The 24,752-nt window shown below is 71.1% G+C and carries 18 protein-coding genes; 11 read left to right on the plus strand and 7 right to left on the minus strand.

The window, feature by feature from the left end:
* The first annotated feature begins 86 nt into the window (after positions 1–86).
* From A3IC_RS0132385 to A3IC_RS0132405, 5 genes are read left to right on the plus strand one after another with little or no spacing between them, the layout of a single operon-like run.
* Positions 87–1,124, plus strand: coding sequence for an AAA family ATPase (locus A3IC_RS0132385; protein ID WP_245599739.1), 1,038 nt, complete (start codon positions 87–89; stop codon positions 1,122–1,124).
* Positions 1,124–2,305, plus strand: a complete 1,182-nt coding sequence (locus A3IC_RS57755) for a DUF58 domain-containing protein (protein ID WP_020554238.1) — start codon at positions 1,124–1,126, stop codon at positions 2,303–2,305. The genes A3IC_RS0132385 and A3IC_RS57755 overlap by 1 nt, the downstream gene beginning before the upstream one ends.
* Positions 2,302–4,578: a transglutaminase TgpA family protein gene (locus A3IC_RS57760; protein WP_158696183.1), complete on the plus strand. Its 2,277-nt coding sequence runs from the start codon at positions 2,302–2,304 to the stop codon at positions 4,576–4,578. The genes A3IC_RS57755 and A3IC_RS57760 overlap by 4 nt, the downstream gene beginning before the upstream one ends.
* Positions 4,575–5,735, plus strand: coding sequence for a hypothetical protein (locus A3IC_RS0132400; protein ID WP_158696184.1), 1,161 nt, complete (start codon positions 4,575–4,577; stop codon positions 5,733–5,735). Before A3IC_RS57760 ends, A3IC_RS0132400 begins: the two co-directional genes overlap by 4 nt.
* Positions 5,728–6,624 (plus strand): hypothetical protein, encoded by an 897-nt coding sequence (locus A3IC_RS0132405; protein WP_026219001.1) that lies wholly within the window; start codon positions 5,728–5,730, stop codon positions 6,622–6,624. Before A3IC_RS0132400 ends, A3IC_RS0132405 begins: the two co-directional genes overlap by 8 nt.
* 23 nt (positions 6,625–6,647) lie before the next feature.
* On the opposite strand, the gene A3IC_RS0132410 is transcribed toward A3IC_RS0132405, so the two are convergent.
* Positions 6,648–8,327: a helix-turn-helix domain-containing protein gene (locus tag A3IC_RS0132410; protein WP_020554240.1), complete on the minus strand. Its 1,680-nt coding sequence runs from the start codon at positions 8,325–8,327 to the stop codon at positions 6,648–6,650.
* A gap of 715 nt (positions 8,328–9,042) precedes the next feature.
* On the opposite strand from A3IC_RS0132410, the gene A3IC_RS0132415 reads away from it, so the two are divergent.
* Together A3IC_RS0132415 and A3IC_RS0132425 are read left to right on the plus strand one after the other, a co-directional pair.
* Positions 9,043–9,894 (plus strand): hypothetical protein, encoded by an 852-nt coding sequence (locus A3IC_RS0132415; protein WP_026219002.1) that lies wholly within the window; start codon positions 9,043–9,045, stop codon positions 9,892–9,894.
* Positions 9,895–10,137: 243 nt separating this feature from the next.
* Positions 10,138–12,096 (plus strand): glycoside hydrolase family 71 protein, encoded by a 1,959-nt coding sequence (locus A3IC_RS0132425; RefSeq protein WP_211232321.1) that lies wholly within the window; start codon positions 10,138–10,140, stop codon positions 12,094–12,096.
* A gap of 789 nt (positions 12,097–12,885) precedes the next feature.
* Here A3IC_RS0132425 and A3IC_RS0132430 read toward each other — a convergent pair.
* Entirely contained in the window at positions 12,886–13,869 is a 984-nt protein-coding gene (locus A3IC_RS0132430; RefSeq protein WP_020554244.1) for a LysR family transcriptional regulator, read from the minus strand.
* A gap of 126 nt (positions 13,870–13,995) precedes the next feature.
* Between A3IC_RS0132430 and A3IC_RS0132435 the strand changes: the two genes are divergently transcribed.
* Positions 13,996–15,141, plus strand: a complete 1,146-nt coding sequence (locus tag A3IC_RS0132435) for a Glu/Leu/Phe/Val family dehydrogenase (protein ID WP_020554245.1) — start codon at positions 13,996–13,998, stop codon at positions 15,139–15,141.
* 100 nt (positions 15,142–15,241) lie between these two features.
* Here the strand turns inward: A3IC_RS0132435 and A3IC_RS62930 are convergent, their stop codons facing one another.
* Positions 15,242–16,240: a hypothetical protein gene (locus A3IC_RS62930; RefSeq protein WP_020554246.1), complete on the minus strand. Its 999-nt coding sequence runs from the start codon at positions 16,238–16,240 to the stop codon at positions 15,242–15,244.
* 388 nt (positions 16,241–16,628) lie between these two features.
* Here A3IC_RS62930 and A3IC_RS0132445 point away from each other — a divergent pair, with 388 nt between their 5' ends.
* Positions 16,629–17,558, plus strand: a complete 930-nt coding sequence (locus A3IC_RS0132445) for a hypothetical protein (RefSeq protein ID WP_020554247.1) — start codon at positions 16,629–16,631, stop codon at positions 17,556–17,558.
* Positions 17,559–17,617: 59 nt separating this feature from the next.
* Here A3IC_RS0132445 and A3IC_RS0132450 read toward each other — a convergent pair whose 3' ends face one another.
* The gene (locus A3IC_RS0132450; RefSeq protein WP_026219003.1) at positions 17,618–18,811 is read right to left on the minus strand and encodes a hypothetical protein; all 1,194 of its coding nucleotides are present in this window, start codon (positions 18,809–18,811) and stop codon (positions 17,618–17,620) included.
* Positions 18,798–19,610, minus strand: a complete 813-nt coding sequence (locus A3IC_RS57770) for an XRE family transcriptional regulator (RefSeq protein ID WP_158696185.1) — start codon at positions 19,608–19,610, stop codon at positions 18,798–18,800. The genes A3IC_RS0132450 and A3IC_RS57770 overlap by 14 nt, the downstream gene beginning before the upstream one ends.
* A gap of 356 nt (positions 19,611–19,966) precedes the next feature.
* Between A3IC_RS57770 and A3IC_RS62935 the strand changes: the two genes are divergently transcribed.
* On the plus strand, positions 19,967–21,124 hold the full coding sequence (locus A3IC_RS62935) for an AraC family transcriptional regulator (RefSeq protein ID WP_020554250.1): 1,158 nt from the start codon (positions 19,967–19,969) through the stop codon (positions 21,122–21,124).
* Positions 21,125–21,155: 31 nt separating this feature from the next.
* On the opposite strand, the gene A3IC_RS0132465 is transcribed toward A3IC_RS62935, so the two are convergent.
* On the minus strand, positions 21,156–21,719 hold the full coding sequence (locus tag A3IC_RS0132465) for a helix-turn-helix domain-containing protein (RefSeq protein ID WP_026219004.1): 564 nt from the start codon (positions 21,717–21,719) through the stop codon (positions 21,156–21,158).
* 101 nt (positions 21,720–21,820) lie between these two features.
* On the minus strand, positions 21,821–23,323 hold the full coding sequence (locus A3IC_RS62940; RefSeq protein WP_281174553.1) for a serine/threonine-protein kinase: 1,503 nt from the start codon (positions 23,321–23,323) through the stop codon (positions 21,821–21,823).
* 98 nt (positions 23,324–23,421) lie between these two features.
* On the opposite strand from A3IC_RS62940, the gene A3IC_RS0132475 reads away from it, so the two are divergent.
* The gene (locus A3IC_RS0132475) at positions 23,422–24,747 is read left to right on the plus strand and encodes a hypothetical protein (protein WP_020554252.1); all 1,326 of its coding nucleotides are present in this window, start codon (positions 23,422–23,424) and stop codon (positions 24,745–24,747) included.
* Positions 24,748–24,752 lie beyond the last annotated feature (5 nt).

Genomic DNA, 24,752 nt, shown 5'->3' on the forward strand with positions numbered 1-24,752 from the left:
TCCTTCGGCTTCACCCATCGTGTGTTCACTCGCGGGTGGCGGGCCTCATCCTCCCGCCACCCGCCGTTCCACCCGTCTGGAGCACCGTGACCCAGCAGCTCGCCACCTCGGTGAACGGCAACCCGCCGGCCGAGGCCCCCCGGTTCCACGCCGGCGACGCCTTGCGGCTGTTCCGAGAGTGCTTCCGCGCGCTCGGGGACAACATCGAACGGGTCGTCGTCGGCAAGCGCGACGTCGTGGACCTCGCGCTGACCGCCCTGTTCGCCGAGGGCCACCTGCTCGTCGAGGACGTGCCCGGCACCGGAAAGACCACCCTCGCCCGGGCGATTTCCGCCTCCATCGACGCGTCGTGGCATCGCATCCAGTTCACCCCGGACCTGCTGCCGTCCGACATCACCGGTGTGTCGATGTTCCGCCAGACGACGAACACCTTCGAATTCCTTCCCGGTCCGGTCTTCGCCCACGTGGTGATCGGCGACGAGATCAACCGTGCCTCGCCCAAGACCCAGTCGGCGATGCTCGAAGTGATGGAGGAGGGCCGGATCACCGTCGACGGGATCACCCACGAGGTCCCGCGCCCGTTCATCGTCATCGCGACGCAGAACCCGGTGGACATGTCCGGGACCTACCCGTTGCCCGAGGCACAGTTGGACCGCTTCCTGATGCGCGTCACCGTCGGCTATCCCGACCTCGCCTCCGAGATCGCGGTCGCCTCGGGCGCGGGCGGTGGGGCGACCATCGAGAGTCTTCCGGTGATCGCCACGGCGCGGCACATCGAGGAGTTCGTCCAGGTGGCCCGCCATCACGTGAGCGCCGCCGAGCCGGTCGTCGACTACGCCGTGCGCCTTGCCCGCGCCACGCGAGAGAACGCGCACACCAGACTGGGCGCCGGCCCGCGCGGCAGCGTCGCCCTGGTCCGGGCGGCGCGGGTACGCGCGGCCTCGCACGAGCGCGGCCACATTCTGCCCGAGGACGTCAAGGCGCTGGCCCGACCGATTCTGACGCACCGTCTGCTCTTGGCCCCGGACGCCGAACTCGGCGGTGTCACGGCCGCCGACGTGCTCGACGAGATCCTGGATCGGGTGCCGGTTCCGCAGCCGACCGCCACGAAGGGCCACGCTTGATGCTCTCCACCGGCGGTCGCGGAATGCTCGCGGTGGGTGCGGCCCTGTGTGGAGTGGGCTGGGGGCTGGGATACGGCGAGGCCCGGGTACTGGGGGTCGCCGCGCTCGCCGCCGTGGCGCTCGCCCTGGCCTGGACGGCGCCACGTCCCTCGGTCCGGGCCCGGCGTACGGTCGTGCCCGTCAAGGTCGCGCGTGGTGATGCCGCGCACGCGGTCGTGGTGCTCGTCAACACCGGGACCCGGCCCCTGCGCGGCCTGCGCGCACAGGACCACGTCGCCGGGGAGGCGGTGTATCCGGCCACCCTGCCGGTGGTGCCCCCGGGGGCGGAGGTCAGCGCCCGCTACCCGTTGCCCACCCACGTCCGCGGGCCGGTCGCGGTCGGTCCCATGTCGTTGGTGCGCAGCGACCCGTTCGGCCTGAGTCGGCGGACGCGCGAACACGGCTCGGTCGAGACCCTGTTGGTCCGCCCGCGCACCGTCCCGCTGCCGGTGCTGCCCGCCGGCCGCACCCACCATCTGGAAGGGCCCACTTCGGACACGGCCGAGGACGGGACGCTGACCTTTCACTCGCTGCGCGAGTACACCCTCGGCGACGATCTGCGGCGCGTGCATTGGCGTTCCACCGCGCGTACCGGGGTGATGATGGTCCGGCGGATGATCGACGTGAGCCTGCCCGCGACTACGATCGTGCTGGACACCGCGCCCGGCTCGTACACCGGCAGGCCGCCGTGGTCGACGGCGACCGAGACGTTCGAGACGGCGGTCGAGGTGGCCGCGTCGGTGGCCGCCGCCGTGGCCGGGAAGAACTTCCCGCTGCGCGTGTTCACCGGCGCCGGGCCACTGACGAACGCCCTTGATCGCGAACCCGGTTCGGGCCGGCTGCTCGATCTCTTCGCGGTGGTCGAGGCCGACGCGTCGCACTCGTTGCGGGACACGTTCGACATCCTGGAGCGAGGTCGCGACAGTGACACGCTCGTGGTGGTCACCGGCGTCGAGTCGGCCTCCGCGCTGGAGGCGCTGGGACGGGTCACGCGCCGCTTCGACCGGGTGATCCTGGTTCGGGTCGCCGCACCCGGTGGCCCGCCGCCGCCCGCCCTGCCCTTGCCCACACAGGTGACCAGGCTGCTGGTCACCGACCTGGAGGAGTTGGCCCGTGCGTGGCACCGCGAGGCGGTGCGATGAGCGGCCCCGGCATTCACCGTCGCGGGTGGTCGTTGGTCGCCACCACCTTGGCCGCACTGTGCGTGGGCCTCGCGTTCCGGCGGGTGTTCGAAGCACGCGAGGTGCTGCTCGTCACCGCTCTGTCCGCGATCGTGCCCACCCTCGTGGTGGCCGCCTGCTCCGGTGGCCCGAAGCGCTTCGTGGTGGACGCGGAACGAGCGCGCGCGACCAGGCCGTTGTGGCCCTCGGTGATCCTGTCCGCGCTGGCTTGGCTGCTCGTCGTGTCCGGGACGCTCTTCCGCGATCGCGCGGTGGGGTACGTGGTGCCCACCCCCGACGGTGTGCGTGACATCGGCGCGGCCGTCATCAACGCGCCCAAGTCGATCCTGACCACCGTGCTGCCCGCTCCCCCCGACGGGGAACTGCTCGTCCTGGTGTCGGTATGCGTGTGGGTCGCGGCCTTCGCGTCCGCCGAACTCGCACTGCGCACCGCCACCGTGTCGCTGCCCGCCCTGCCCGCGCTGCTCGCCGTCGTGGTCCCCGTCGTGCTGGGCGTCCAAGGGCCCGGTTCCAATGTCACGGTGATGCTCGCCATGATCGGCGCCATCGGATTGCTGCTGCTGATCCGGGCACCCCAACGGCGACCTCCGATGGGCACGGCGCTGGTCGGCGCGCCGATCGTGGTCGCGCTGGCGTGCGTTGCCGGCCTGCTCGGTCCCGATCTGCCCGGCACGCGCGACCGGCGTCCTCCCGATCTGCGGGATCTGGTCGAGCAGCCGCCTCCGCAGCGGTTGACCGGCATCAGTCCGCTGGATCGCATCTCCGCGTGGCTGATGTCCCCCGACCAGCCGATGTTCAGCGTGGCCGGTCCCAGTGCGCCCGACCGCCACTGGCGTCTGACGGTGCTCGACCGCTACGACGGGTCGAGTTGGTATCCGGTGCGGGATCTACGGGCCACCGCCGGCCGGGTGCCGGACTCGCCCGACGGCCGGCCGGCCGTCCTGACCTCGGTGGTCGATCACGTGACCCTGCGCGACCTGGGCGACATCTGGCTGCCCGCGAGCGATCGCCCCACCGGCGTGGACGCACCGGATCTGCGGCTGCGGGTCGATCCGGCCAGTGGTGTGATCGCGAGTGGTTCGGGCCTGCGCTCGGGTACGCGGTATCGGATCGACGCGCGCATTCCCGCGCTGGATCCGGACCGCCTGCAGTACCTGCCGGCGGCACACGATCCGGCGAACACGGTCCTGCCCGAGAGTGATGCGGTGGGACGACCGATTCCGGCCCTGGAGGCGCTGCGGGCGAAGGCCGTCCTGGCCACCTCGGGCAGTACGTTTCCGTATCAGCAGGCACTGCGCCTGGCCCAGTGGCTGCGCGCCAACCACCGCTACGACATCTCGGCGGTCCCCGGACACTCGTACCGCAACCTCCAGTTCTTCCTGGAGACCTCCAAGGAAGGCACGTCGGAGCAATTCGCCACCGCCTTCGCGGTGATGGCGCGCACGCTCAATCTGCCCACCCGAGTGGTCGTCGGCTTCTCGGCCGGACGCGAAGGCGCGAACGGGGTCCGCGAGGTGCGCAGCGGTGACGTACTCGCGTGGCCGGAGGTCGAGTTCGAGGGGGTCGGCTGGGTGCCGTTCTTCCCCACGCCGGGGCAGGCCACGGACACCGGTGCGCACAAGCAGGCCCCAGAGCAGAAGGCGCCCGCGAACAGCACGCCGGCCAAGCCGATCACGCGAGCGGAGAAGGATCGCCAGATCGCCGGTCAATCCCGATCCGGGCCCGCGCCCGACTCCGAGACGCCGCGATCCTCGCACCGGGAGAGGACCCGCTGGGAGTTGTTCGCCGCGGCGGGCGCGGGCGTGGCTGTCGTCGGATACCTGGTGTCGGCCTGGCTCGGCCCGGTCCTGGCCCGGCGGCGGCGCCGCCGGGGAGGGCCGCGCGAGCAGGTCATCGGTGCCTGGCGACAGATCAGCGAGGACCTGGTGGGCGCCGGGATGCGCACGAGTGCGTCGCTGACGGTCGGCGATGTCGCCGATTTCGGGGCGTCCCGACTGCCGAGCGAGGCAGCCGACCGGCTGCCTGAACTCGCCGCCCTGGTCAACGACATCGCCTATGGCGGACGCACGATCGACCAGGCGGACGCGGATGCCGCGTGGCGGGATCGGGCGATCGTGGCCGGCGCCGTCCGGCGGCTCGACGGGCGGCCCCGCGCCCACGTCAGGGCCGGTCACAGGATGCGCCCGAGTTCGGTGGCGCTGGTATTCCGATCGCCCGACAGGGGACGAGAGTGAGCTCAGACGTGACCATCGACGGACGCGGCACCTCGAACTCGGCGGACCCGACCCGCGACGACCGGTCGGGCAGCGGACCCGCGTTGCACGAACCGAGGTGGTGGCGATACGTCCGCGACATCTCGCCGACACCGCCACAACATGCGGGCGCGGATGCGGACGCGGGGTCGGGACCGACGGGACTCGCTCCCGCGGGTGGCGTCGCGGCAGTGGAAGTGGGCTCCGGCCATACGCAGTTCCTGCCCGCCGTCGAGGCGATCGGCGGCGAGCCACAGCAGTTCGCGCCCGAGGCGGACGACGCCGCGTCGATCCCGACCCCGACCCCTCCCCCGCCACCTCGCAATCCGCCTCCGGCGCGCGAGCCGGAACCCGTGCGCGAGACGCCCTCGTCGCCGGAGGAAGGAAACTTCGCGCGCGAGGCGGAGACGACGTACGCACCGCTGTCGCGGGCGATGGACCCCAAGGCCGACAACCACCCGATGCCCGCCGCCGAGGCGTGGCCGGCCGCCGCCGCCGAACCGGACGGCGGCACCGAGCCCGAGGCCCGCTCCGCCGTCGAGGCGCCGGCGAAGCCGGAACCGGCCGAGGAGTTCGGCTGGGACTTCCGCCAAGCCTCTCCCGAGTCGCCGGACTGGTTCCCCGCGCCCAAACGTCGTCCGCGTTGGGTCGTGTTCGTGATCGCCGGCCTGGTCGTGATGGTGATCGCCTCGGCCTGCATCCTGGTCCTCGCCGGCCGGAAGGAGCAGCCCGTGGCGCAGCCCACCACCGCGCCCCCGGTGCCGGCGACCGTGATGGCACCGGACGCGGCCGCGCCGTACCGCCCTCAGGGGGTGTCGGTGAAGTCGTTCGAGGGGCGACTGCTGGTCTTCTGGAAGCCTCCGCAACGCACCGACCTGATCGTCGGGTATCTCGTCGTCGCGCAGAGCCGGGACGGCACCGTGCAAAAGACCGAGGTGCCGCGCGCCGGCGAGTTGACCGCGGTGTTGGCCGGCGCGCCGGTCGGGCCGAACTCGTGCGTCGTGGTCACGACGCTCGTCAGCGGTACGCCGAGCATGATGATGTCCCGCTCGGACCCGGTGTGCCCGCGACCCTCGGCGATCCGGTCCGAGGCGCCGACGACCGCCGGTCCGAGCGAATCGGGAGGCTCTGGTGAGTGACAACGCCGCCGTCCCCGCGTGGCCGGTCGTCCTGATCGCGTTGAGCGCGGACCGAACCGTGGAGATCGACGGGCGGCCCGTCCCGGTGGATCCCGGCCGCGACCCCAGGGAGGTGGCGCTGGCGGTCGCCACGGATACCGCTCGGAGTCTCGGTCGCGCGGTACGTGTTCGGGCGGTCGAGCCGGACGGCACGACGTTCCCGCTGATCGTCGACCCGCAGGGCAACGTCGTCCAGGGCGGGGAGCCGGTGCCCGCCAAACCCTCTCGGCGCGGCCGGGGCCTGCGCCGCGGGCGATCCGATGCGTCGCCGAGGCCGGATCATCCGCGCGCGGGTTCGCCGCGGGCCGGCGAGGTCCGGGGCCGCCCGGCGCACTCGCCGGCGTACGAACCGTCGGCGTACGAACAACCGGTCTACGCAGAACCGGCGCACGAACAACCGGTCTACGCAGATCCGGCGCACGAACCACCGATCTACGCAGAACCGGCGCACGAACCACCGGCGGATGAACCGCCTGCGCTGCCCGGTCCGCCGACCGACGACGAGCCGCCGGCCGGGCCCTCGCCGACGTCCGCACAGGCACACGCTCTGGCGGTGATCGCGCGTGCGCTCGACCGGGGCGAGCCGGACCGGGCGCTGATCGTCGCCAAGACCATGGCGAGGGCGGCCTCGCAGGCGGGTGACATCGGCGCCGTCGTGGCCACGCAGGAGATCTACGCCTATATCGCCGTGTTGGCCGACCGACTCGATCTGGCGGCCCGGCTCTACGCCGACGCGCTCGCCGTTTGCGACTCGCACCCGGTGGATCGAGACGGCTGGCGGGACCGGTTGGCCGAGAACGCCGACCGGTGTCGGGCACGCGTGGACCTCGACCACGGGGCGCGGGCTTGACCGGCCCGGCGCCCCGCGTCGCCTCAGGATCGCGTCGCGGTGTCCTGCCCGGTCGCCGCGCCGAGGGCGCCCGTCTTCAGGGCGAGCCACAGGTCGATCTGGGTGGCGGGGCAACCGATCAACCCCATACCCAGGCGCTCCTCGATCCGGACCAGGCGCTTGCGCACTCCCGGCGCGGAGATCGCCAGGGCCGCGGCGGTCGGCTCGATGCGCGCGTCGCACTCGAGCCAGGTGCGCAGGGTTTCCACGTCGTGAGCCCGCGACCCGAGCGGGCCGACCCATTCCTCGGCCCAGACCCGAACCCGGGGAACGGCCAGCAGATCCTCGACGGTCGCGGCCTCGTCGGCCGAATCGGCCTCCGCCGCGTCGGGCCGGCCGGCGGCGTCCCGCTCCGGTGCCGGATGCAGCGCCAGGATCCGCAGCGCCAGGGACAACTCGGCGCGCACGGCCAGCGCGTCCAGGTCCATCTCCAAGAGCGCGGCCACGCTCTTCAAACGCGCGATCAGGGTGTTGCGGTGCACGTGCAGCCTGCGGGAGGCCCGTCCACCCAGGCGCAGCCAGGTCTCCAGGGTGGTGGTCAACTCCTCGGCCCCCGGATCGGCGCGCCGGGTCGGCCGATACGTCCGCAACGGCGCGAGCAACCGCCGCGCCCAGGCCGAGCCGGCGCGGCCGATCAACTCTTCCGGTGTCGCGTGTTCGCCGAACGCGACCACTCGATCCGTACCGACCGGAGCTCGCGACAGCGCCTGGGCGGCCTGCTCGTACGCCACCGAGGTGTATTCGAGTGGGAACGCGTCGCCGACCCCGACGAAGACGTCGACGAACTCCCGGGCCAGTCGATCGGCCACCCGATGGGCCGCCTCGGGTCGCTGCTCCCGGGCGTCGCCGCACTCCGACGTCGTGGTGGCCCGCCCGTCCGCGGGGATCAGCAACACCAGGCAATCGGACCACGTCAGGTCCGGCGCCCAGCGGATGCCGGCGCCGGCCAGCCGGTGCGCCGCGCGCTCGATGTCCCGGCGCCGCTCTTCGGGGAACCGGACGACGAGCACGCTCACCACGTCGGGGAGCGGGGAGCCCATGGCCAGCGCGACGTCTCTGGCCGTCGCGATATGGCCGGCGCTCAGCAGTCGCAACACCGCCTGCCGGCTGCGCGCGCCCGCCTCGGCGATCCGGGCACGCTCGGCGGCCGTTCGCTCCGCGTTCCAGGCCCAACCGAGAACGGGCACCGCATCGGCGAGCAGACCTTCGGTGTGGTCGACGCCGGCGACGCGGCCGACGATGTGCAGCGTCCCCTCGGGTGCGTCCCGCTCACCCATCGGCCCCAGGGTGATGGACTGGCTCGTCCCCGCGCGCTCGCCCGGGTCGCGCGTCGGGGGGTGGCCGGTCGCCCCGAACGCCTCGTGCTGCACGGCCCCTTCTCGGTCCACGATCCGCATGTGTGCGCCGGTGCGATGAGCGAGCCAGCGCAGCAGATCGCGGGCCCCGTTCGGGCCGGCCGCCAGCCGTTGCGCGGTGAGCAGGTCGCGAACGCGTCGCTCGGCCGCGTGCTCGCCGTCGGCCTCCGGGTGAAACGGGTCGCCGTACAGGTCCTGGCAGGCGTCGGCGAGCGGGGTGGCCCGCTCGGGACGCCCCTCGGCCAGGCCGGGACGACTCGTCCGGCTCCGGTGCAGGGCCTGGCTCTTCTCCGCGTACGTCGCGCTCATTACCGCCCCCGTTCGTCCGGCCGATCACGGAGCGGGCATGCGTCGGGTGGACCGTCCGGGGTCAATGTGTTTCCCGAAGCCATGACCCGCGCCGTATAAGGCACATTGCTCGGGATTTTTTACCGCCGGCGGAACTCGGATAAGGTCGAGTACGTTATCCGACTCGGGTATACTCACGGGTAATATAAGCCCTCGCAATTCCCGCCGCCGCAGCCGCGCGGAATTCACCGTAAGCAAATTCGGGCGAGACTGTTTCGTGATGTCCCGCCGGAGCCGAAGGGTTGCGACAGCATGCCGTCCGACGGCCCGGATGAAGCTTCTCGCACGACGGCGTCCCGGGCCTCGGCCGGGAACAGCGAGGGCAGGGCGGCCGATCGCACGCCCGCGCCCGCCGCCGAGGACGCGGCCCGGTGGTAGATATTCGGCACCGATCACGGGCCGCACATACGGCGTCACCCGGGCGCGCTCTCGAATTTGCAATTCCACTCACACACCGTGCCGTCGCGGATGCGCTGTGGAAATAATCGGCCCGGCTCGGAAACCATATCGAGGTTCCCGCAATGCGCGCCGCCGCGAGGACGCGTGCTACCGGTGCGTATACCCGAGACGGTTCAGCGACTCGACCTTGCCGGCCGCCGATACGCGGCGGGAATCTACCCCCGGACTCCGTCATCGGACGGGTCGCCGCATCTCACCCAGTTCGGGGAGCCTTTCAGTGCAACGAAGCCCTATCGGTTCGCTCGCGGTCGGCCTGGGGGTGGGCGCCCTGGCGCTCGTCGGGCCGATCCTGGTCGCCGGATCGGCCCACGCGACCGACGACGCCAAGAACACCTGCGGGTCGGCCCGCGTCGAATGGTCGATCGACGGCGGAAAGAAGTGGTCCTCGGCGGGCCTGTTGGGCGCGCTCGCCACCAAGGTGAGCGTGCGCGTCGTGGGCGAGGTACCCAAGTCGTGCTCGTACAAGGTCTCGCTCGCCGCCTACAGCGCGGACGGGCCCACCTGGAAGACCTCGGGCACCCAGCGCTATCTCGGCTCCAAGACCGTGACCCTCGATCGTGACCACAAGAGCGCCGCTCTCGACATCTCCAAGCACGCGCCGCCCTGCTTCGGCCAGATCGACCTGTACGGCAACGACAAGGTCTTCGACGGGAAAGCCAATCCGCTGCCGCACTACCCCGACGCCAAGTATCCGCTCGACTTGATCGCCGGTTGGAACGGCGGCAAGGCGTGCGCCCCACCGACGACCAAGCCGCCGACCACCGCTCCGCCCACGACCACCCCGCCCACCACAGCCCCTCCCACCACCGCTCCCCCGACCACCACCAAGCCTCCGACCACCAAGCCCCCGACGACGTCGGCACCGCCGACCACCGCCACCTCCACTCCCGAATCCACGCCGACCGACGAGCAACGGCCGCCCTCCACCGCCGCGGACGTACCCGGCCGGCTCGCCCAGACCGGCGCGAGCAGCGGCATCGGCCGAATCGCCGGCGCCTCCGCGGCCATCCTGGTCGCCGGCGTGGGCGCTCTCCTGCTGGTGCGCCGCCGACCGGGCAACTCCCGCTGACACGACGCCCGTTCACCCCGTCCGGACCGGAAGGAGCGAACGCCCGCGCGGCGGCCTCATCCGGAATACGCGAATGCGCCGCCGGCCGTCGCACTCGGTGAGGCACTGCCCTATGCTCCCGACGTCGCCCCGCATCGGTGTCCTGATCGGGACCGCGGTCCAGTCCTCGGCGCTCGACAGGCGCCCCCCATACCCGTTGCGGTCGGACGACTTCGGTTGCATCGAAGTACCGTGGAGGGCTTCTTGCGATTTCGTTCACTCAAATTCGTGCTACCCGCCTTCCTGGTGGTCGGCACCGCCGTGACCTTCGGCGTGGCCTCGGGTGACTCGGACAACTCCAAGGCCACAGTGCCCACCACCGAAAACGCCTACGTGAGCCAGGTGGCGCCGGCCAAGGCGCATGCCACGCAGACCTGGTTGTCGGTCTGTCCGGCGAACTGCGAGGGGGCCACCGCCTCCGAACGACGCGCGTTCGTCCGGTTCACCGTCGCGGGTGTTCCCGCGGGCGCGCGTGACGTGCGGTTGAGTCTGGACCTGTACTCGGCTCGAACCACCGACACGGCCGTGCGGGTGCACAAGGTCACCGGAACGTGGTCCGCGAAGAGCCTCACCTGGAACAAGCAGCCCGCGTTCGGGGACATCGTCGGATCGCGCCGGGGCTTCACCGCCTCGCAGGTCGGCGCGATCGATGTCTCCGGTGCGTTCACCGGAAACGGTTCGTACAGTTTCGCGCTCACCGCGGCCGCGGGCGCGCAGGGGGTCTTCCAGTCCTCACGCGCGCAGGCCGATCAGGCTCCACGCCTGTCGGTGAGTTGGACCGACCCGACGGCCCCCGCCGCCGGGCCGCTCCCCTTCGACATGCCGGCCACCTCGGCACTGCGCGCGAGCGACAAGAAGGTGTACGCGCACTACTTCACCCCCTATCCCGCCTCGCTCGACAACAAGGAGCCCGCCCAGGACTACTACACCCGCAACTACCTGGCCCCGGGCGGCGAAAGCGGCAAGCACGCCGCCTACGGCGGGCTGCTGCGCGACCGTCCACAGCCCCGCCCGCCACTGGCCGGGGACTGGCAACTCCAGGACATGCAGCGCGAGATCCGGGACGCGAGCGCGGCCGGCATCGACGGCTTCACCGTCGACGTGCTGTCCACCTCCAGCGCGCACTGGACCAGGCTCAAGACCTTGATCAAGGCCGCCGAGACCACCGATCCCGGCTTCTCGATCGTGCCGATGCCGGACATGACCTCCCTCAAGGACGTCACTCCCGCCGGCCTCGCCGCGTCGATGGCCGAGCTCACCGCCTCCACGTCGCTCCGGCGTCTGGCGGACGGGCGCGTGGTGATCTCACCGTTCAAGGCGGAGCAGCAAACGCCGCAGTGGTGGGCGGAGTTCGCCGCCGCGATGGACAAGACGCACAAGACCAAGATCGCTTTGGTCCCGGTGTTCCTGAACTTCTCGGCGAACGCGGACAAGTACGCCTCGGTCAGCTACGGGTTCTCCAGTTGGGGCAACCGCAGTCCCAACCGACAGGGCAACATCCAGGCGGACATCGCCAAGGCGCACAGCCTCGGCAAGATCTGGATGCAGCCGGTCGCGGTTCAGGACGAGCGCCCCAACCAGGGCATCTACGACGAGGCGAACAACACCGAGAACCTGCGTACTTCGTGGGACAACACCATCAACGGCGGTGCCGACTGGGTACAGCTCACCACCTGGAACGACTACTCCGAGGGCACCCAGTTCGCGCCCTCGGTCAATTCCGGGCACACCTGGGTCGACATCTCGGATTACTACCTCGTCCGCTTCAAGACCGGAGCCTGGCCGAGGATCGTCCGTGACACGGCCTACCTCACGCATCGCGTGCAGTTCGCCGCGGCCAAGCCCACCGCAAGCGCGCAGACGAAGATGATGACGCCCAGGTCCGGGACCAACGCGCCCCGGGACACGGTTGAGGTACTCACCTTCCTCACCGCGCCCGCGACGGTGAATGCCACCATCGGCGGCGGCAGTCAGCCCTACCAGGCGGCGGCCGGTGTGCAGGCCCGGCTCTTCCCGCTGGCGATCGGCAGCAACTCGGCGTCGATCGTCCGCAACGGCGCCACCGTGGCGACCGTCACCTCCCCCAACCCGGTCAGGAAGGAGTTCGCCGCGCAGGACCTCGGATACCGAGGCGCGAGCAGCGGCCGGCCCGGCGCCGGCTGACGCCTCGCCGTCGGCAACGTCGAGTTCCACAGGCGGGGCCAGGTCCGACACGGACCCGGCCCCGCCGCGTCGGTCTCGGGGCCGCGGCCCGCGAGGCCGGACGCAGGCCACCCGCACGACGAACGAGCGCCGACCCGGCTGTGGGTCGGCGCTCGTTCGTCGTGCGGGTGGGTCCTGGGCTTTCGGGCGTGCCGCCCGGTGTGCGGTCGGGAACGACTCGGCTCGGGCGCACGGCGGCCCGGGTGGATACGGCGCGACTGGTCCACCCGGGCCGCCATGGTGGGTACGGATCCGGGCGGGGATGGAGCCCCGGTTCCGTACCGGTACCGGCGCGGCGGATCGGTCGGCGATGGCCGGGAGGGTGCGCGTCCCCCGCGCCATTGAGGGGGAAGGCCCGGCCGCCGACCGATCCGCGGCGCTCAGTTCCCTCGGCCCGCGGGGGCGGACGTCGGGTGGTCGGGTGACTCGGCCACCAGTCGGGGCAGGCAGTGGGCACCCCGCCTGGTTCGCGTCTCGGCGTTGCGATAACCACCTCTGGTGCCGCCGCCGCGGCCTCGGCCGGGCGACGAAGTGGAGCAGGTCATCTCAGTTCCCTTCCATTCCTGAATGACGGCGAGAATCGTTCCAGGAAGAACCCGTGTCGCGATCGGAGAGGCCCGGTCGCCGCCGGCGACGACCGGGTCTCTCTGTGCGACAAGCGTGCGTCATGCGCGGGCCTCGGCCAAGTGCGCACAGGCTGCGGGAATGTGGCGTGAAGGGTAAGCCGATCTGGCGCTTGGCACCGGTGGGTCAGCTCGCCTCCTCGCGGCGCCGGGACGGCTCGGGGCCGGCGTCCGCGGCACGGCGGACCGATTCGTCCGCTCGCACGAAGCGGTCCTGTAGTCCCCGGCCGGCCAGCACGAACGCGTCCACGGCCGCGGGCAGCAGCGGATTACGATTGGCGGTGCGATACAGCGCGGACACCCGGCGATGCGAGGGCGTGTGCGCCAGCGGCACACCGACCACGCCGTCCCGGGCCTGATAGGCCAGACCCGGGACGATGGCGACGCCGGCCCCGGCGGCGACCAGACCCTGGACGACGTCGTAGTCGTTGCTGCGGAACGCGATCCTGGGCGCGAACCGATGCGCGGCGCACACCCGGGACAAACTCGTGGAGCCGGCCGTGTCCGGCCGAGTGGCCACCCAGCGCTCCTCGGCCAGTTCGCCGACGTCGACCCCGTCCTCGCGCAGCGCCGGGTGTCCCCTCGGCAGCAGGAGGGCCAGGGTCTCCTCCACGAGCGGAAGAACCGTCAGCTCCTTCGGCCACACGCGCGGCACCAGGTCGTAGGCGAAGACCAGGGCCAGATCCAGGTCGCCGCTTTGCACCTGCGGCACCAGGTCGTCCGGTTCGGCCTCGTCCAACAGGATCTCGGCGGTGGGATGCAGTCGGGTCAATTCGGCCACGGCGTGCGGCACCATGCGTTCGCCGGCGGTGGGGAACGTACCCAGACTCAGCCGGCCGCTGCGGCCCTGCACCACATCGCGGATGTCGCGCTCCAGGCTGTCCAGCACGGCGATCGCGTCGCGCGCTCGATCGGCGATCGTGAAGGCGGTCCCGGTCGGCCGGATGCCGTGGGCCTCCCGTTCGAACAACGGGGTGCCCACGGCCCGTTCCAACGCGGCGATCTGTTGGGAGACCGCCGAGGCGGTGTATCCGGTGCGGCGCGCGGCGCGCGCGAATGATCCGGTGCGCACCACTTCGACGAGCGTGCGCAAGTGCAAGGGGTTGAGCATCAGGATTCCTTGGCCTCGCTCGAACGAGGTCTCGGGCTGGCGCCTCTAGGCACTCGCGATGCGTGCCACGACTCTGTTGGAGCACGGTGGCCGTATCGATCGTTGGGATTGAGGGAGCGCTTCGACATGTCGGATGTCCTGTCGCTGATGGATCAGTGGGGGCCGGAAAAGGTCGTCTCCGTGTCACACACCCGAACCGGGATGAAGGGCGTGCTGGTCATCGACAACACCGCCCGCGGCATGGGCAAGGGCGGTACCCGGATGTCCCCGACCGTGAGTACCACCGAAGTGGCCCGATTGGCCCGGGTGATGACGTGGAAGTGGGCGGCGGTCGACCTCTTCTATGGCGGCGCCAAGGCCGGGATCGTCTATGATCCGGCCGGCCCGGACAAGGAGGCCGTCCTGCGGGCGTTCGCCCGAGCACTGTCGAACGAGGTGCCGAGCGAGTACGTATTCGGCCTGGACATGGGGTTGACCGAGGACGACGCCGCGATCATCCAGGACGAATTGGGCGATCGGGGAACGGCGGTCGGCACCGATGCGGTGCTGGGTGGAGTCCCCTACGACCGGCTGGGGGTGACCGGTTTCGGGGTGGCCGAGGTCGCCGACGCGTTGCTCACGCACCTCGACTTGCCGCTCCGGGGCGCGCGGGTGGCGGTCCAGGGGCTGGGCGCGGTCGGCTCGGCAGCGATCCGCCGCTTCGCCGAACTCGGTGCGACGGTGGTCGCGGTGTCCTCCGTGCACGGCGCGTTGTACGACCCGCACGGTTTGGACGTGGCCCGGGTGCTGAGCTTGCACGCGGACAGCGGCGATCTCGCGATCAAGGAATATTCGGGCGGGACCACGCACCCCCTGGGATTCGAACTGTCGGTGCCCACCGAGGTATTGGTTCCGGCGGCGACCCAGGACGTGATCGACGAGGCGGTGGCCGCCACGATCACCTCCCGGCTGATCGTGGAGGGCGCCAATCTGCCCACCTCCGCGGCCGCCCAACGCGTGCTCGCCAACCGGGGCATCGTGGTGGTGCCCGACTTCATCGCGAACGCGGGCGGCGTGGTGGCCGCCGGATTCGCCATGGACGCGCGCTATTCGGCGTTTCGCCCCGATCCGGAGTCGATCCGCACGACGGTGTCGACCAAGCTGCGCGAGAACGCCATGCTCGTCCAGGAGGCCGGCGCGCGGCGAGGGATCACCTCGCATGAGGCCGCGCGTTCGTTGGCCCAGGATCGCGTGTACGCGGCGATGCGGCTCAAGGGGCGGCTGCCGCGATGACCGCGGTGTCCCGGCGCGGACGTCGTGATCGCGCGCGATCATCGCCCCGCGACCCCCTTCGCACGCCCGCGACGCGATGGGCTCCGACGCTCGATCCGGCTCAGGTGTACAGGTCCAGGGACAGCGGCATCTGGCAGAAGGTCTCGATCTCCTCCTGGAGTTCGCGCACCCGCGTCTCGCGCGCCCGCATCGGACGGCGCAGCCGTACGTGCACCACCATCATCAGAGAGATCAGTCCGTGCACACGCCAGGCCGAGTCCAGTCGAAACACCGGGCGCAGCGCCTCCGTGGTCGCCTCGATCTCGTCCAGGCTCGCGTAGGCCAAGGCGATGGCGACCCGGGCGAGCATCTCGTCCGAGCGCGAGTAGCCGCTGGGGGCGACCGCCTCGTAGCTGCTCAAGGTGCTCTCCGCGGCTTCGATCGCCCGACGTTCCGCGCCGGGGATGAACACCCGGGTCAGCGCCTCATAGGCACTTTGCCTGGCCGGATCGAAAAGCAACAGTCCGCCGATCTCGTCCAGTTCGTCCCGTCGGGACAACTCGCGGGCATCGGCGGCGGCGCGCAGTGCGGCCGACGCCGCGAGTGCGTCTCCCAAGGTGGCCTGGGTCAGCGCGACGAGAGAGTGCAACCACACCGACGCCGTTCCCACTTCGGGGTCGTGCACGGAGGCTCCCAGTCGTGCGTAGCGCAGCGCCTCGTGCACCCAGCCGGCGCGATAGGCGATCAGCGACTGGACTCCGCGCAGCCACACTTCGGCGCTGGGGTCGCGCGCGTCCACGACCGCGCTCAGTACTCCCGCCTGGGTCGTCGCCAAAGCCTCGCGGGTGTCTCCCAGGTCGTGTCGGGACCACCCGTGGATGCCGAGCGCGAGTGCCTTCGTCAGCGGGTCGACCTGCGAACCGTCCGGATCCGCGTATCCGGGCTCCGCCGAGGTGGCGCACCGGCGCACGGCGACCAGTTTCTCGTAGATCGCCGGGAGAGCGGTGTGCGGATACACCGCCGCCAGCCGCCGGACGGCCGCCGCCGTCCGCGCCGGGGACAGGAACTCGGTCGCGTCCGTGAGCTCGTCGAGGGCGTCGACCTTGTTCGGGAGTTTCATGCGTTATCTCTCCGCCGATGCGAGATCGTGCCTTACCTGCCGCCAGGATGCAGCCCGCGAGCGCGCGCGCAAAGGTCGTTGCGGTTACCCGAACTCGGTAAACCCGAAGGTAACCGGGCGGTGTCACTGTGCGCATCGAATCGAAAGGCACCGGGCGACTATTTTATCCTCGAAATGTTGCGCCTGCCAACAACTGCCGCTGTTCGTGTCACGCCGCCGAATGTATGCTGCAAATCAGTTCCGCATCCCCCTTTCCGGCAGGCGCCCGGATCGAGCGATGGCGCGGTGGCATTCGATCGTGGTCCCGGGGTCGATTCCGTAAGCGCTTTTCAACTGCGTGTCACCGCCGTGTCGCTTGTGCGTCGATTCCTGATATTGAGGAGCCCCCATGACAACTGGCCTCGTACCCGACCGGCCCGTCATCACCGTCGAGATCTCGGCGGACCAATCCGTACGCGTGGCCGGTGAAACCGTCCCGGTCCCGCCGGGGGGCGATCCGCGCGGAACCGCACTCGCGGTCGTCGCGGAGCACGCTCGCCTGCTCGGGCATCCGGTGCGGGTGCACGCGATGGAGGCGGACGGGACGATCTTTCCGTTGAACGTGTACGCGGACCGCTCCATCGCCGAGGCGGGTGCGCCGATACCGGCGGCCCAGCCGCGTGGCCGGTTCGGCCGGCGTCGGGCCGCTCCGGAGGCCGCCGCCCCCGCGCCGGCACCCGTCCCCCTCCGGCCGCCGCCGCCCGTCGCGCTCGCGCAGCCCTCGACGGCCCAAACCGCGCCGATGGCGCCTCGGCCGACCTGGGCCCCGCCGGGTGCCGCCGCCGAGCCGGCGGCCTCCTCGACGCGCGACCGGGTCACCGAGTCGGACCGGCTGCCCGATGGGCTGCCCGCGCCCAAGCGGGAGCAGCGCCTGGTGCTGGACCTGATTCGCGGCGCGGTGCAGGCGGGGGACGGCGCTCGGGCCCTGGCGATGGCCGCCGATCTGGACGCCGGCGCGGCCACGACGGCCGATCCGGCGGAACGACTGGCCATGCGCGAAGTGCACGGATACGTCGCGCTGGTCATGGGGCGACCCGAGTTGGCGGTGCGGTTGTACGCCGAGGCGGTCACGTTCGGTGACGCATTGTCCGAGCCCGGGGAGTGGCCGGCGCGGATGGCCGCGAATGCGCACTTCTCCTGGTTGCGAGTCCCCGACTCGGCCGTGGCGGACGCGGTGGGCGAATTGGTGGTGGGCGCCTACGCGGCCGGTGGAAACGCGGATTCCCCCGGTGCGCGGGCGGCCGACAAGCGAATGGCCCGCGCGCGAGCTCGGGTCTGATCGCGCGGCGACCCGACCCGATTCCGCGGCCCCGCTCCGGCGGGGCCGCGCCGGGCCGATCAGCGTTGCGCGAGCGCGTGCGGCGGGAGCGGATTCCCGCTCCCGCCCACCTGTGGCCCATCCCCCCACAGGTCGTGCAGGTCGTCGGGGAGCAGCGGCGCCCGGTATGCCGCGCGCAGCACGTCGGCGGCCACCGGCCCCGCTTCCTCGGCCAGCCGAACGAACCAATCGAAGCCGGCCGGATACGCCCACAGGTACGAGCGCAGCAGCGGGTTGGCTCCTCGGTCGCAGATCAGATCGGCGATCTGCTCGTCGGTCCAAAACGGCACCCGGGCCCGGGCGTGGGCCGCACACGCGGCCACGCTCACGCCCCGGTTGATCGCCAGATGCAGTTCGCTGCGGACCAGTTGCAGGTAGTGGTCCAGCCGCACGCGCGCGATCAACACCGCGTCGTCGGGCGCCACGAACAACGGGAGTGCCTGGGCGAGGCCCTCCAGGACCACCTGTGTGGGTCCGTGTACGGACAGGACCCGCACCCAGGGCACGTCCTCGCTGGTGCATCGATGGGCGAAACTCGCCGCCTGGAGCCCGTGACCCAGGACCTCGTGCAGCGCGAACTGCCGGGCACCGACCCGGGTGAAGCGCGCGTTGCGCGGATTGAGCCGCAGCCGGACGTGCCGTCCGGCGCCGTCGAGCCAGTAGGCCCAGTAGGCGTCGACGTCGACGCATTCGATGGTCAGCTCGTAGGACGCCTCGGACTCGGTGACTTTACGGACGGCCGGTTCGAAGTCGGCGGTCGCCGCACGTATCTCGGCCGGCACCGAGTCGGCGTGCAACGGCTCCTCGGCGATCCGCAGCTCCCGATCGGTGGCGTCGTGCCAGCCGATCCCCAGCGCCCCGAGCAGCTCTCGGGCGATCGCCGCGCGCTCGCCGACGTAGTCCACCGACCAGCCCACGGCGGCGCAGCCCTGGGTCGCTCGGACGTACTCGTCGAGACTCCGCCGCTCCCCCAACTGAGCACCCAGATAAGCCAGATCGGCGTTCACCCGGGTGGCCAGACGCGGCGCGTCGGCCACCGCGGGGGTCGCCGCGAGGTCGCTCAGCCGCGCGTGCACCGCCAGCCGATCGCCGGCGGCGGCGACCGGCTCGGCCTCGGGAAAGAAGTCGAAGTCGATGATCGGGGCACCGCCTCGATCGACCTCCAGATGGTGCCAGGCGCGAATCGCCGCCTCGATCTCGTTACGCACTGTCATGGACCACATCCCAACGCAGGGTCACGTACTGATTGGCGTGCAGGTCTTGCCTGGACAACGTCACGTGCAGTCGATCCTCGTCGAGACTCCACCGGGTGTGCTGGGTCACCGAGTTCTCCGAGCCGTCCGGATGTTGCTCGATCGCACCGCACCCGCGGAACTCGGTGACCCCGTGCTGGGTCACGCTCAGGGAGAAGTCTCGCGTAGGCCGCGCGATGGCCTGACGCCAGTACGTCGAATCCACGAACATCCCTCCCTCACACACGTATTCGATGACCGTAGTCTCCCCCGGCGGCACCGGTGGCGAGATCTGGCAGGCGAACTTGCTCAGGCCGGTGGTGTCGTACAGCCGCTGAATGGCGATCTGCCGATCGCACGCGTCGGTGGGCGTGATGGTCAATCGACCCCGGGTGCGCTCGAACCACATCTCCCGGACCATGCGGGTGAGCGGCCGTCCGGTGAGATTGAGCACCACCTGGCGATAGGTCAACCGCACGTCTCCCTCGGGACCGACCTCGATGTCCACCTTCAGCGAGAGTTCGACCGCGTCCCCGAACGGGAGTGCCGAGTCCCCCGGCTCGTCCCACGGCACCGCCTCCCCGTGATCGACCGCGACGGCTCGGACCGGATCCACCGCCGCACCGGTGGTCTCCGCGGCGCGGTTCTCCTCCCACGGCTGGGGGGCCAGGCCCAACATTTCGCCGGGAATCCGCAACCCGTGGGAAACACGCTCGATGACGTGCTGCTGACGCACCTGAGCCCTTCCCTTGACGTAATCACCCACCCTGCTGGGGGTCATCTCGCACAGCCGGGCCAATTTACTCAGTGTAAATCCGAGATCGTCCTGGGCGAGCCGGAATATGGCCCCCAGGTCGCGCTCCGCACAGGCTCGAATCATGGCCGGCGTGGCCAACAATTCAGTAGGAAAGGGCTTGCGGTCATCGATTTTCGGCATATCGAACTCCCCGTCACGGGGCCGACCCGGCGCGGCCCGCGTAGTTACCGGCGAATTTATCAGCGTCGGGTAACGTCCTCGACCTTATGCGGTGCGTCCTATCCACCGACACTCTACAAAAGAGCGTTCATTCGAACGCGGTCCGTGACACCCGATGTCGAAGCGATCGAGCAGGCGTATTTACGATGTGGATAAAAGGGATGGCCAAGAACATATCGGCCGACCGCGCGATCCGCCGGCAAGCCCTCGTGAATCCTTCCATCGATGCGAAGAGCCGGGAGATCATGTCCGCAGCAACCCCCTTCCGCCCCGTCCTGGTCGGGCAGCGGCCCACCGGCACCGCGGTCGACCGCGCTCCCTCGGTCGAGACCACCGCGCATCGACGCGTGCTCTACCAGGGGACCGACGCGGCGGCCGTGCACGCGGCGGTGGCCTCGCGGTTGGGTCCGCACCGGCTGCACGTGCCCGGTGGGCGGATCAAGGCGACCTTCCGGATACTGCACGAGGGCGAGATCTCCATCCTCGAACTCGCCTACGGCGCCCGCGCCGACATGTACTTCGACGGCACCACCGCGGATCACCTGATCCCCATCCGGCACCGCGGCTGGGGCCGGGTCGTCATCGACGACGTGGAAAGCGCACTTTCGCCCTGCGTGCTGAACCCCGGCCGGCCGGCCCGACTGAGTTGGGAACCCGACACCTCCGTGGTGATCGTCCGTATTCCGGGCGAGGTACTGGACCGGGCGATCGACCGCGACGCCGCCGGGGATCGCCGAAAGGCCCCCGCGCTCGGTCCGTACCTGGACAACACCGACCTCGGTGTACGGCAATGGCTGTCGCTGGCCCGCGACTTCAGCGCGATGGTCGACGCGAGCGGTCACCTGGCCGGCTCGCGGTCGGCCGCACGGCACTTCGAACAGGTCCTCGTACACGGTTTGCTCTCCTGCGCGCCGGCCCACGGCGCCGGCCCGGGTCCCGAGACGGGGTCGAGCGAACCGAACGGTCTGCGCCGGGCACTGGCGTACTGCGCCGAGCACGCCGGTGAACCCATCTCGGTCGGCGCCATCGCGGCGGCAGCCGGAATGAGTGTGCGCACGCTTCAGGAGAAGTTCCGCGTCCACCTGGGCGTGACACCCGTGGGCCATCTCCGTCGAGTGCGGTTGGCGGGTGCGCACGCCGATCTGCTGAACGTGGCCGAGGGGCGCTCCCGCGACACCGTCACCGATGTCGCGCTCCGGTGGGGCTTCGGACACCTGGGCCGTTTCGGGTCGATGTACCGCGAGACATACGGGCAATTGCCCTCGCACACCCTGCGCCACGGCACGGCGGGACCGGTGGTCTCCCGCGCCGCGGTCTGACCGGCGTACCGGGCCCGCGGGTGGCGGTGGCCTACAGCGTCGGCGGGCCCACCGTGGCCTGGAAGTGCTCGCGAGCGTCCGACGTGCGTCCGTTGCCGTACACGCGCAGCACCTCGGCCAGGCCCGGGTACCGATTCGCGAGCAGTTCGGCCGCCGACTCGATCTCGGCGGCCGAGGCAACCGCGCGCAACACCGCGTGCACCGCCGCGGCCGGGTCCGCACGCGGCCCGGTCAGCACCTCGGGTCCGTTCAGTCGCAGGGCCGTGCGGGTGCTGGGCTGATGCGAGCGGACGCGCTCCAACGCGGCCTCGCGGTCGGCGATGGTCAGGCGGTCGAAGTCGGGCGAGGCGACGAGCGCCTCCACCTCCTGGAGCCGAGCCAGCACCGCCGGATTGCCGATCTTGGCCCGCTGGCCGGACATCAGCTGCGAGAGCATCGGCGCGGACAGGCCCAGCATCGCCGACAGTTCCAGCTGCGAGGTGCCCAGCCGGGTCAACAGCCGCCGGAAACGATCGCTCAACGGCTCGCCGTACCACTCCATCTGTCGCGCCTGATTGCGCGCGACGGCTTCCTGGTCCTCCTGCGACTTGGCCACCGTGGCATCATGCACTGCGAACCGCACGTTTGCAATTGCAATCCCTCGGCGAATCGAAGGTGGCCGGGCGGGTCGGGCCCGACACCGACCCGCCGGCGGACTCAGGGCGCCGGGATCGGTATCCAGCGATACGTCCCATCCTCCCGGTAGGCGCAACGCACCCGTTTACCGTCCGATACGGGCGCCTCCGCCGATACTTCGTACCAATTGCACGCGCCGCCGGGCGCGACCTCCTCCGGTACCGACGTGGACACCCGGGACGCGGGCGGGTCCGTCGCCCCGCCGACGGACCCGCCACCATGCGTACGCGAGGGAGCGGGCGCGCTCGGCGTGGTGGTCGAACCGGGGCCGACCGGATCGTCCCCACCCCCGCCCGCGGTGATCACGGCGGTCGTCATCGCGGCGACGGCCAGCACGGCGCCGACGATCGCCCACCTGCCCCGGCGTCCCACCCGCCGCGGCGCACCGCGATTTTCGGCCGAGGCGAAGGGGATGGACGACGCGGGAATCGGGTCGGCGGCGTTTCGCTCCGCCGCACGCAACCACAGCGAGATCGACGGCGGCCCGGACTCGGGGGGAGCGATCGGAGTCGACGGCGCGAGGGGCGGCTCCGGCGGGGTCGGCGGTACGGACGGGGGTTCGGCCGACGCCGGCGCCGGCGCGGTGACCCGGGCGGCGGAGGGTACTCCGCGCGGGCTCGGCCTGCGACCCTCCTGCCACGTGTCCGAGGTGCGCGACACCTCGCGCAGCACCGGGCCGTCCGGGGCGCCCTCCGGCACCGGGCCCAGCACGTCGAAGACCTCGATCGGCTCGCCGTCCTCGGTCGACGCCGGCGTCACCGGCCCCAAGCCGGGGGCGATCTCCCGAAGCCGGGCCGACGCCTGCGCGGCGTGCTCCGGTCGCGCGTCGGGCTCGGGCTCGGTCAGCGTGCGCACCAGGTCCCACAACGCGCCGCCGTCGACGGGGAAGTCCGGCGGCCCGTCGGGTGGATTCTCGCTCCCGGTGAGCAGTTGCCACGCCAGGATGCCCAGCGCGTACAGATCCCGTCGCACGTCCGGCGGTGCGCCGGTCGACGCCTCCGGCGGCAGGTAGCCCCAAGTACCCACCACATGACCGATTTCGGTGAGCCTGGGGCCTTCGCGAGGCAGGGCCAGGCCGAAGTCGCCCAGCAGACAACGGGGTCGATCCTGCCCGGTCACCTCCAGCAGGACGTTCGCCGGCTTGACGTCGCGGTGCACGAGGCCGACCGCGTGCACATGCTCCAGGGCGTCCAGGAGTTGGCCGAGAATCGCCCCGGCGTACGCCGGCGGCAGGGCGCCGTGATCACGGATCAGCGAGGCCAGCGACCCGCCCTCGAACAACTCCATCGCGATCAGCACGTCGCCGTCGGCGACCCAGGTGTAGGGCGACGAAACGTGCGGGTGCTCCAGCCTGAATCCCTGCTCGCGCACCACCCGCAGCAGCAACCCCGCGTCGACCGGACGCACCAGTTTGGCGGCGCAGTAACCACCCAACCGATGGTCGAACGCCCGCCATACGGTGCCGGACATACCGGTTCCGACGGGATCGACGAGGGTGAAACGGCCGGCTAGCGGTGTGGGCACGTCGTCACCCTAGCGCAGGGGTTCGGACGCTCCCCGGGGGCCATTACTCCTCGGTAACCTATTGTTTGCAAGTGCAACCCTGATCTACATTCCCGGGCATGAAACTGCGAGCCTTCCCGGCCTGTGCGGCAGCGCTCGTCCTGGGCGTGGTCTCGCTGCCCGGCGTGCTCCCGCACGCGTACGCCGCCGCGAACGGCCCGGCGCGGGACCGGCCGTCGGCGGAATCGGCATCCGAGTGGCCGGGCCGGCACGGGCCACGCACCTATACCCCCAGCGGAACTCCCGTTTCCGGCGCGCCCGACGGCGCCCGCGCGGTGTCACTGGCCCCCGGCGACTACGTGGACCGGATGGCCGACAAGGAGGTCAAGTACTACGCCGTGGACGTGCCTTTGGGGTACACGGTGTACGTGTCGGGGACGACCGTCAGCACGGTGAAGGGCCTGGAGGCGCTCGATTTGAAACAGATCGACGAGCGCAGCACCTCGTGCAAGACGGACACCGGGCTGTCCCAGTCGGTGCTCAAGGTCGTTACGGCGTCGCTGAATTGGGGAGCGACCGCGACGGGCCGCAACAACAGTTGCACCAAGCCGGGCCGACAGGTGTTCTCGGCGACCCGCCGGGGCACCGGACCGCCGGTCCCACTGGAACTGCGTATCTTCCTGGAACCGGCCGTTTCGGACACGGGCCCGGCCGAATCCGTGATCGCGCGCTATACCGAGCCGGGCGGTTCCCCCGTACCGGTGCTCGGCGGCGGTTCGTTCACCGACGCCGGCACGCTGCCCGGCTCCGGCCACTTCACCGACGACATCGCGTTCGGGGAATGGGCCTTCTACCGCGTCCGCCTGGACTGGGGTCAGAGCCTGGCCGTCCAGGCGCGGGTGGGCGGCGGGCGGGGTTACGCCCCGACGGAGGTCCGGCTGTACAACCCCGTGCGTGAGGAACTGGCCCAGGAGTCGGGGTCCGTGTCCGACACCGAGCACATTTTCGCCGGACGTTCGGACCCGTTCGCCACGCGGCCCGTGCGCTACCTCAACCGCAGCGACCGGCAACAGGAGGTCGCCGACATGCTGCCGGGGTGGTACTACCTCGCGGTGGCGGTACAGGGCGAGGGCGAACAGCGCTCGCTCGCGATCGACGTGTCCGTCGGCGGTACCAGGGAACCCGGGCCCACATACGCACCGGACCCGTCGGTGTCCGCGACGACCCCCCGGTCGACCGCTTCGCCGGGCAGGGTCGCGACGAGCGGGGGTCCGACGCCGGGCTCCGCGGCCCAACCGACCGGCGGCAACCAGGACTCGGCCGGCGCGAGTGCGGCCTTCGGTGGTCCCGCCGTATGGCTGGGGCTTCCGCTCGCCCTGCTGCTCGGCGCCGGACTGGCGACCTGGGTGATTCGTCGGCGTGGTCCCGAAACCCCCTGCGACTGAACCGG

It is taken from the genome of Embleya scabrispora DSM 41855, assembly GCF_000372745.1.
Lineage (GTDB): Bacteria > Actinomycetota > Actinomycetes > Streptomycetales > Streptomycetaceae > Embleya > Embleya scabrispora.

What these genes read in the sequence shown, in the direction of transcription:
- A3IC_RS0132430 (WP_020554244.1), bottom strand. Translation starts at nt 13,869, where the DNA reads ATGCTCAACCCCTTGCACTTGCGCACGCTCGTCGAAGTGGTGCGCACC.
- A3IC_RS57770 (WP_158696185.1), bottom strand. Translation starts at nt 19,610, where the DNA reads ATGACCCCCAGCAGGGTGGGTGATTACGTCAAGGGAAGGGCTCAGGTG.
- A3IC_RS0132445 (WP_020554247.1), top strand. Translation starts at nt 16,629, where the DNA reads ATGACAACTGGCCTCGTACCCGACCGGCCCGTCATCACCGTCGAGATC.
- A3IC_RS0132450 (WP_026219003.1), bottom strand. Translation starts at nt 18,811, where the DNA reads ATGACAGTGCGTAACGAGATCGAGGCGGCGATTCGCGCCTGGCACCAT.
- A3IC_RS0132410 (WP_020554240.1), bottom strand. Translation starts at nt 8,327, where the DNA reads ATGAGCGCGACGTACGCGGAGAAGAGCCAGGCCCTGCACCGGAGCCGG.
- A3IC_RS57755 (WP_020554238.1), top strand. Translation starts at nt 1,124, where the DNA reads ATGCTCTCCACCGGCGGTCGCGGAATGCTCGCGGTGGGTGCGGCCCTG.
- A3IC_RS57760 (WP_158696183.1), top strand. Translation starts at nt 2,302, where the DNA reads ATGAGCGGCCCCGGCATTCACCGTCGCGGGTGGTCGTTGGTCGCCACC.
- A3IC_RS0132435 (WP_020554245.1), top strand. Translation starts at nt 13,996, where the DNA reads ATGTCGGATGTCCTGTCGCTGATGGATCAGTGGGGGCCGGAAAAGGTC.
- A3IC_RS62935 (WP_020554250.1), top strand. Translation starts at nt 19,967, where the DNA reads ATGGCCAAGAACATATCGGCCGACCGCGCGATCCGCCGGCAAGCCCTC.
- A3IC_RS62930 (WP_020554246.1), bottom strand. Translation starts at nt 16,240, where the DNA reads ATGAAACTCCCGAACAAGGTCGACGCCCTCGACGAGCTCACGGACGCG.
- A3IC_RS0132475 (WP_020554252.1), top strand. Translation starts at nt 23,422, where the DNA reads ATGAAACTGCGAGCCTTCCCGGCCTGTGCGGCAGCGCTCGTCCTGGGC.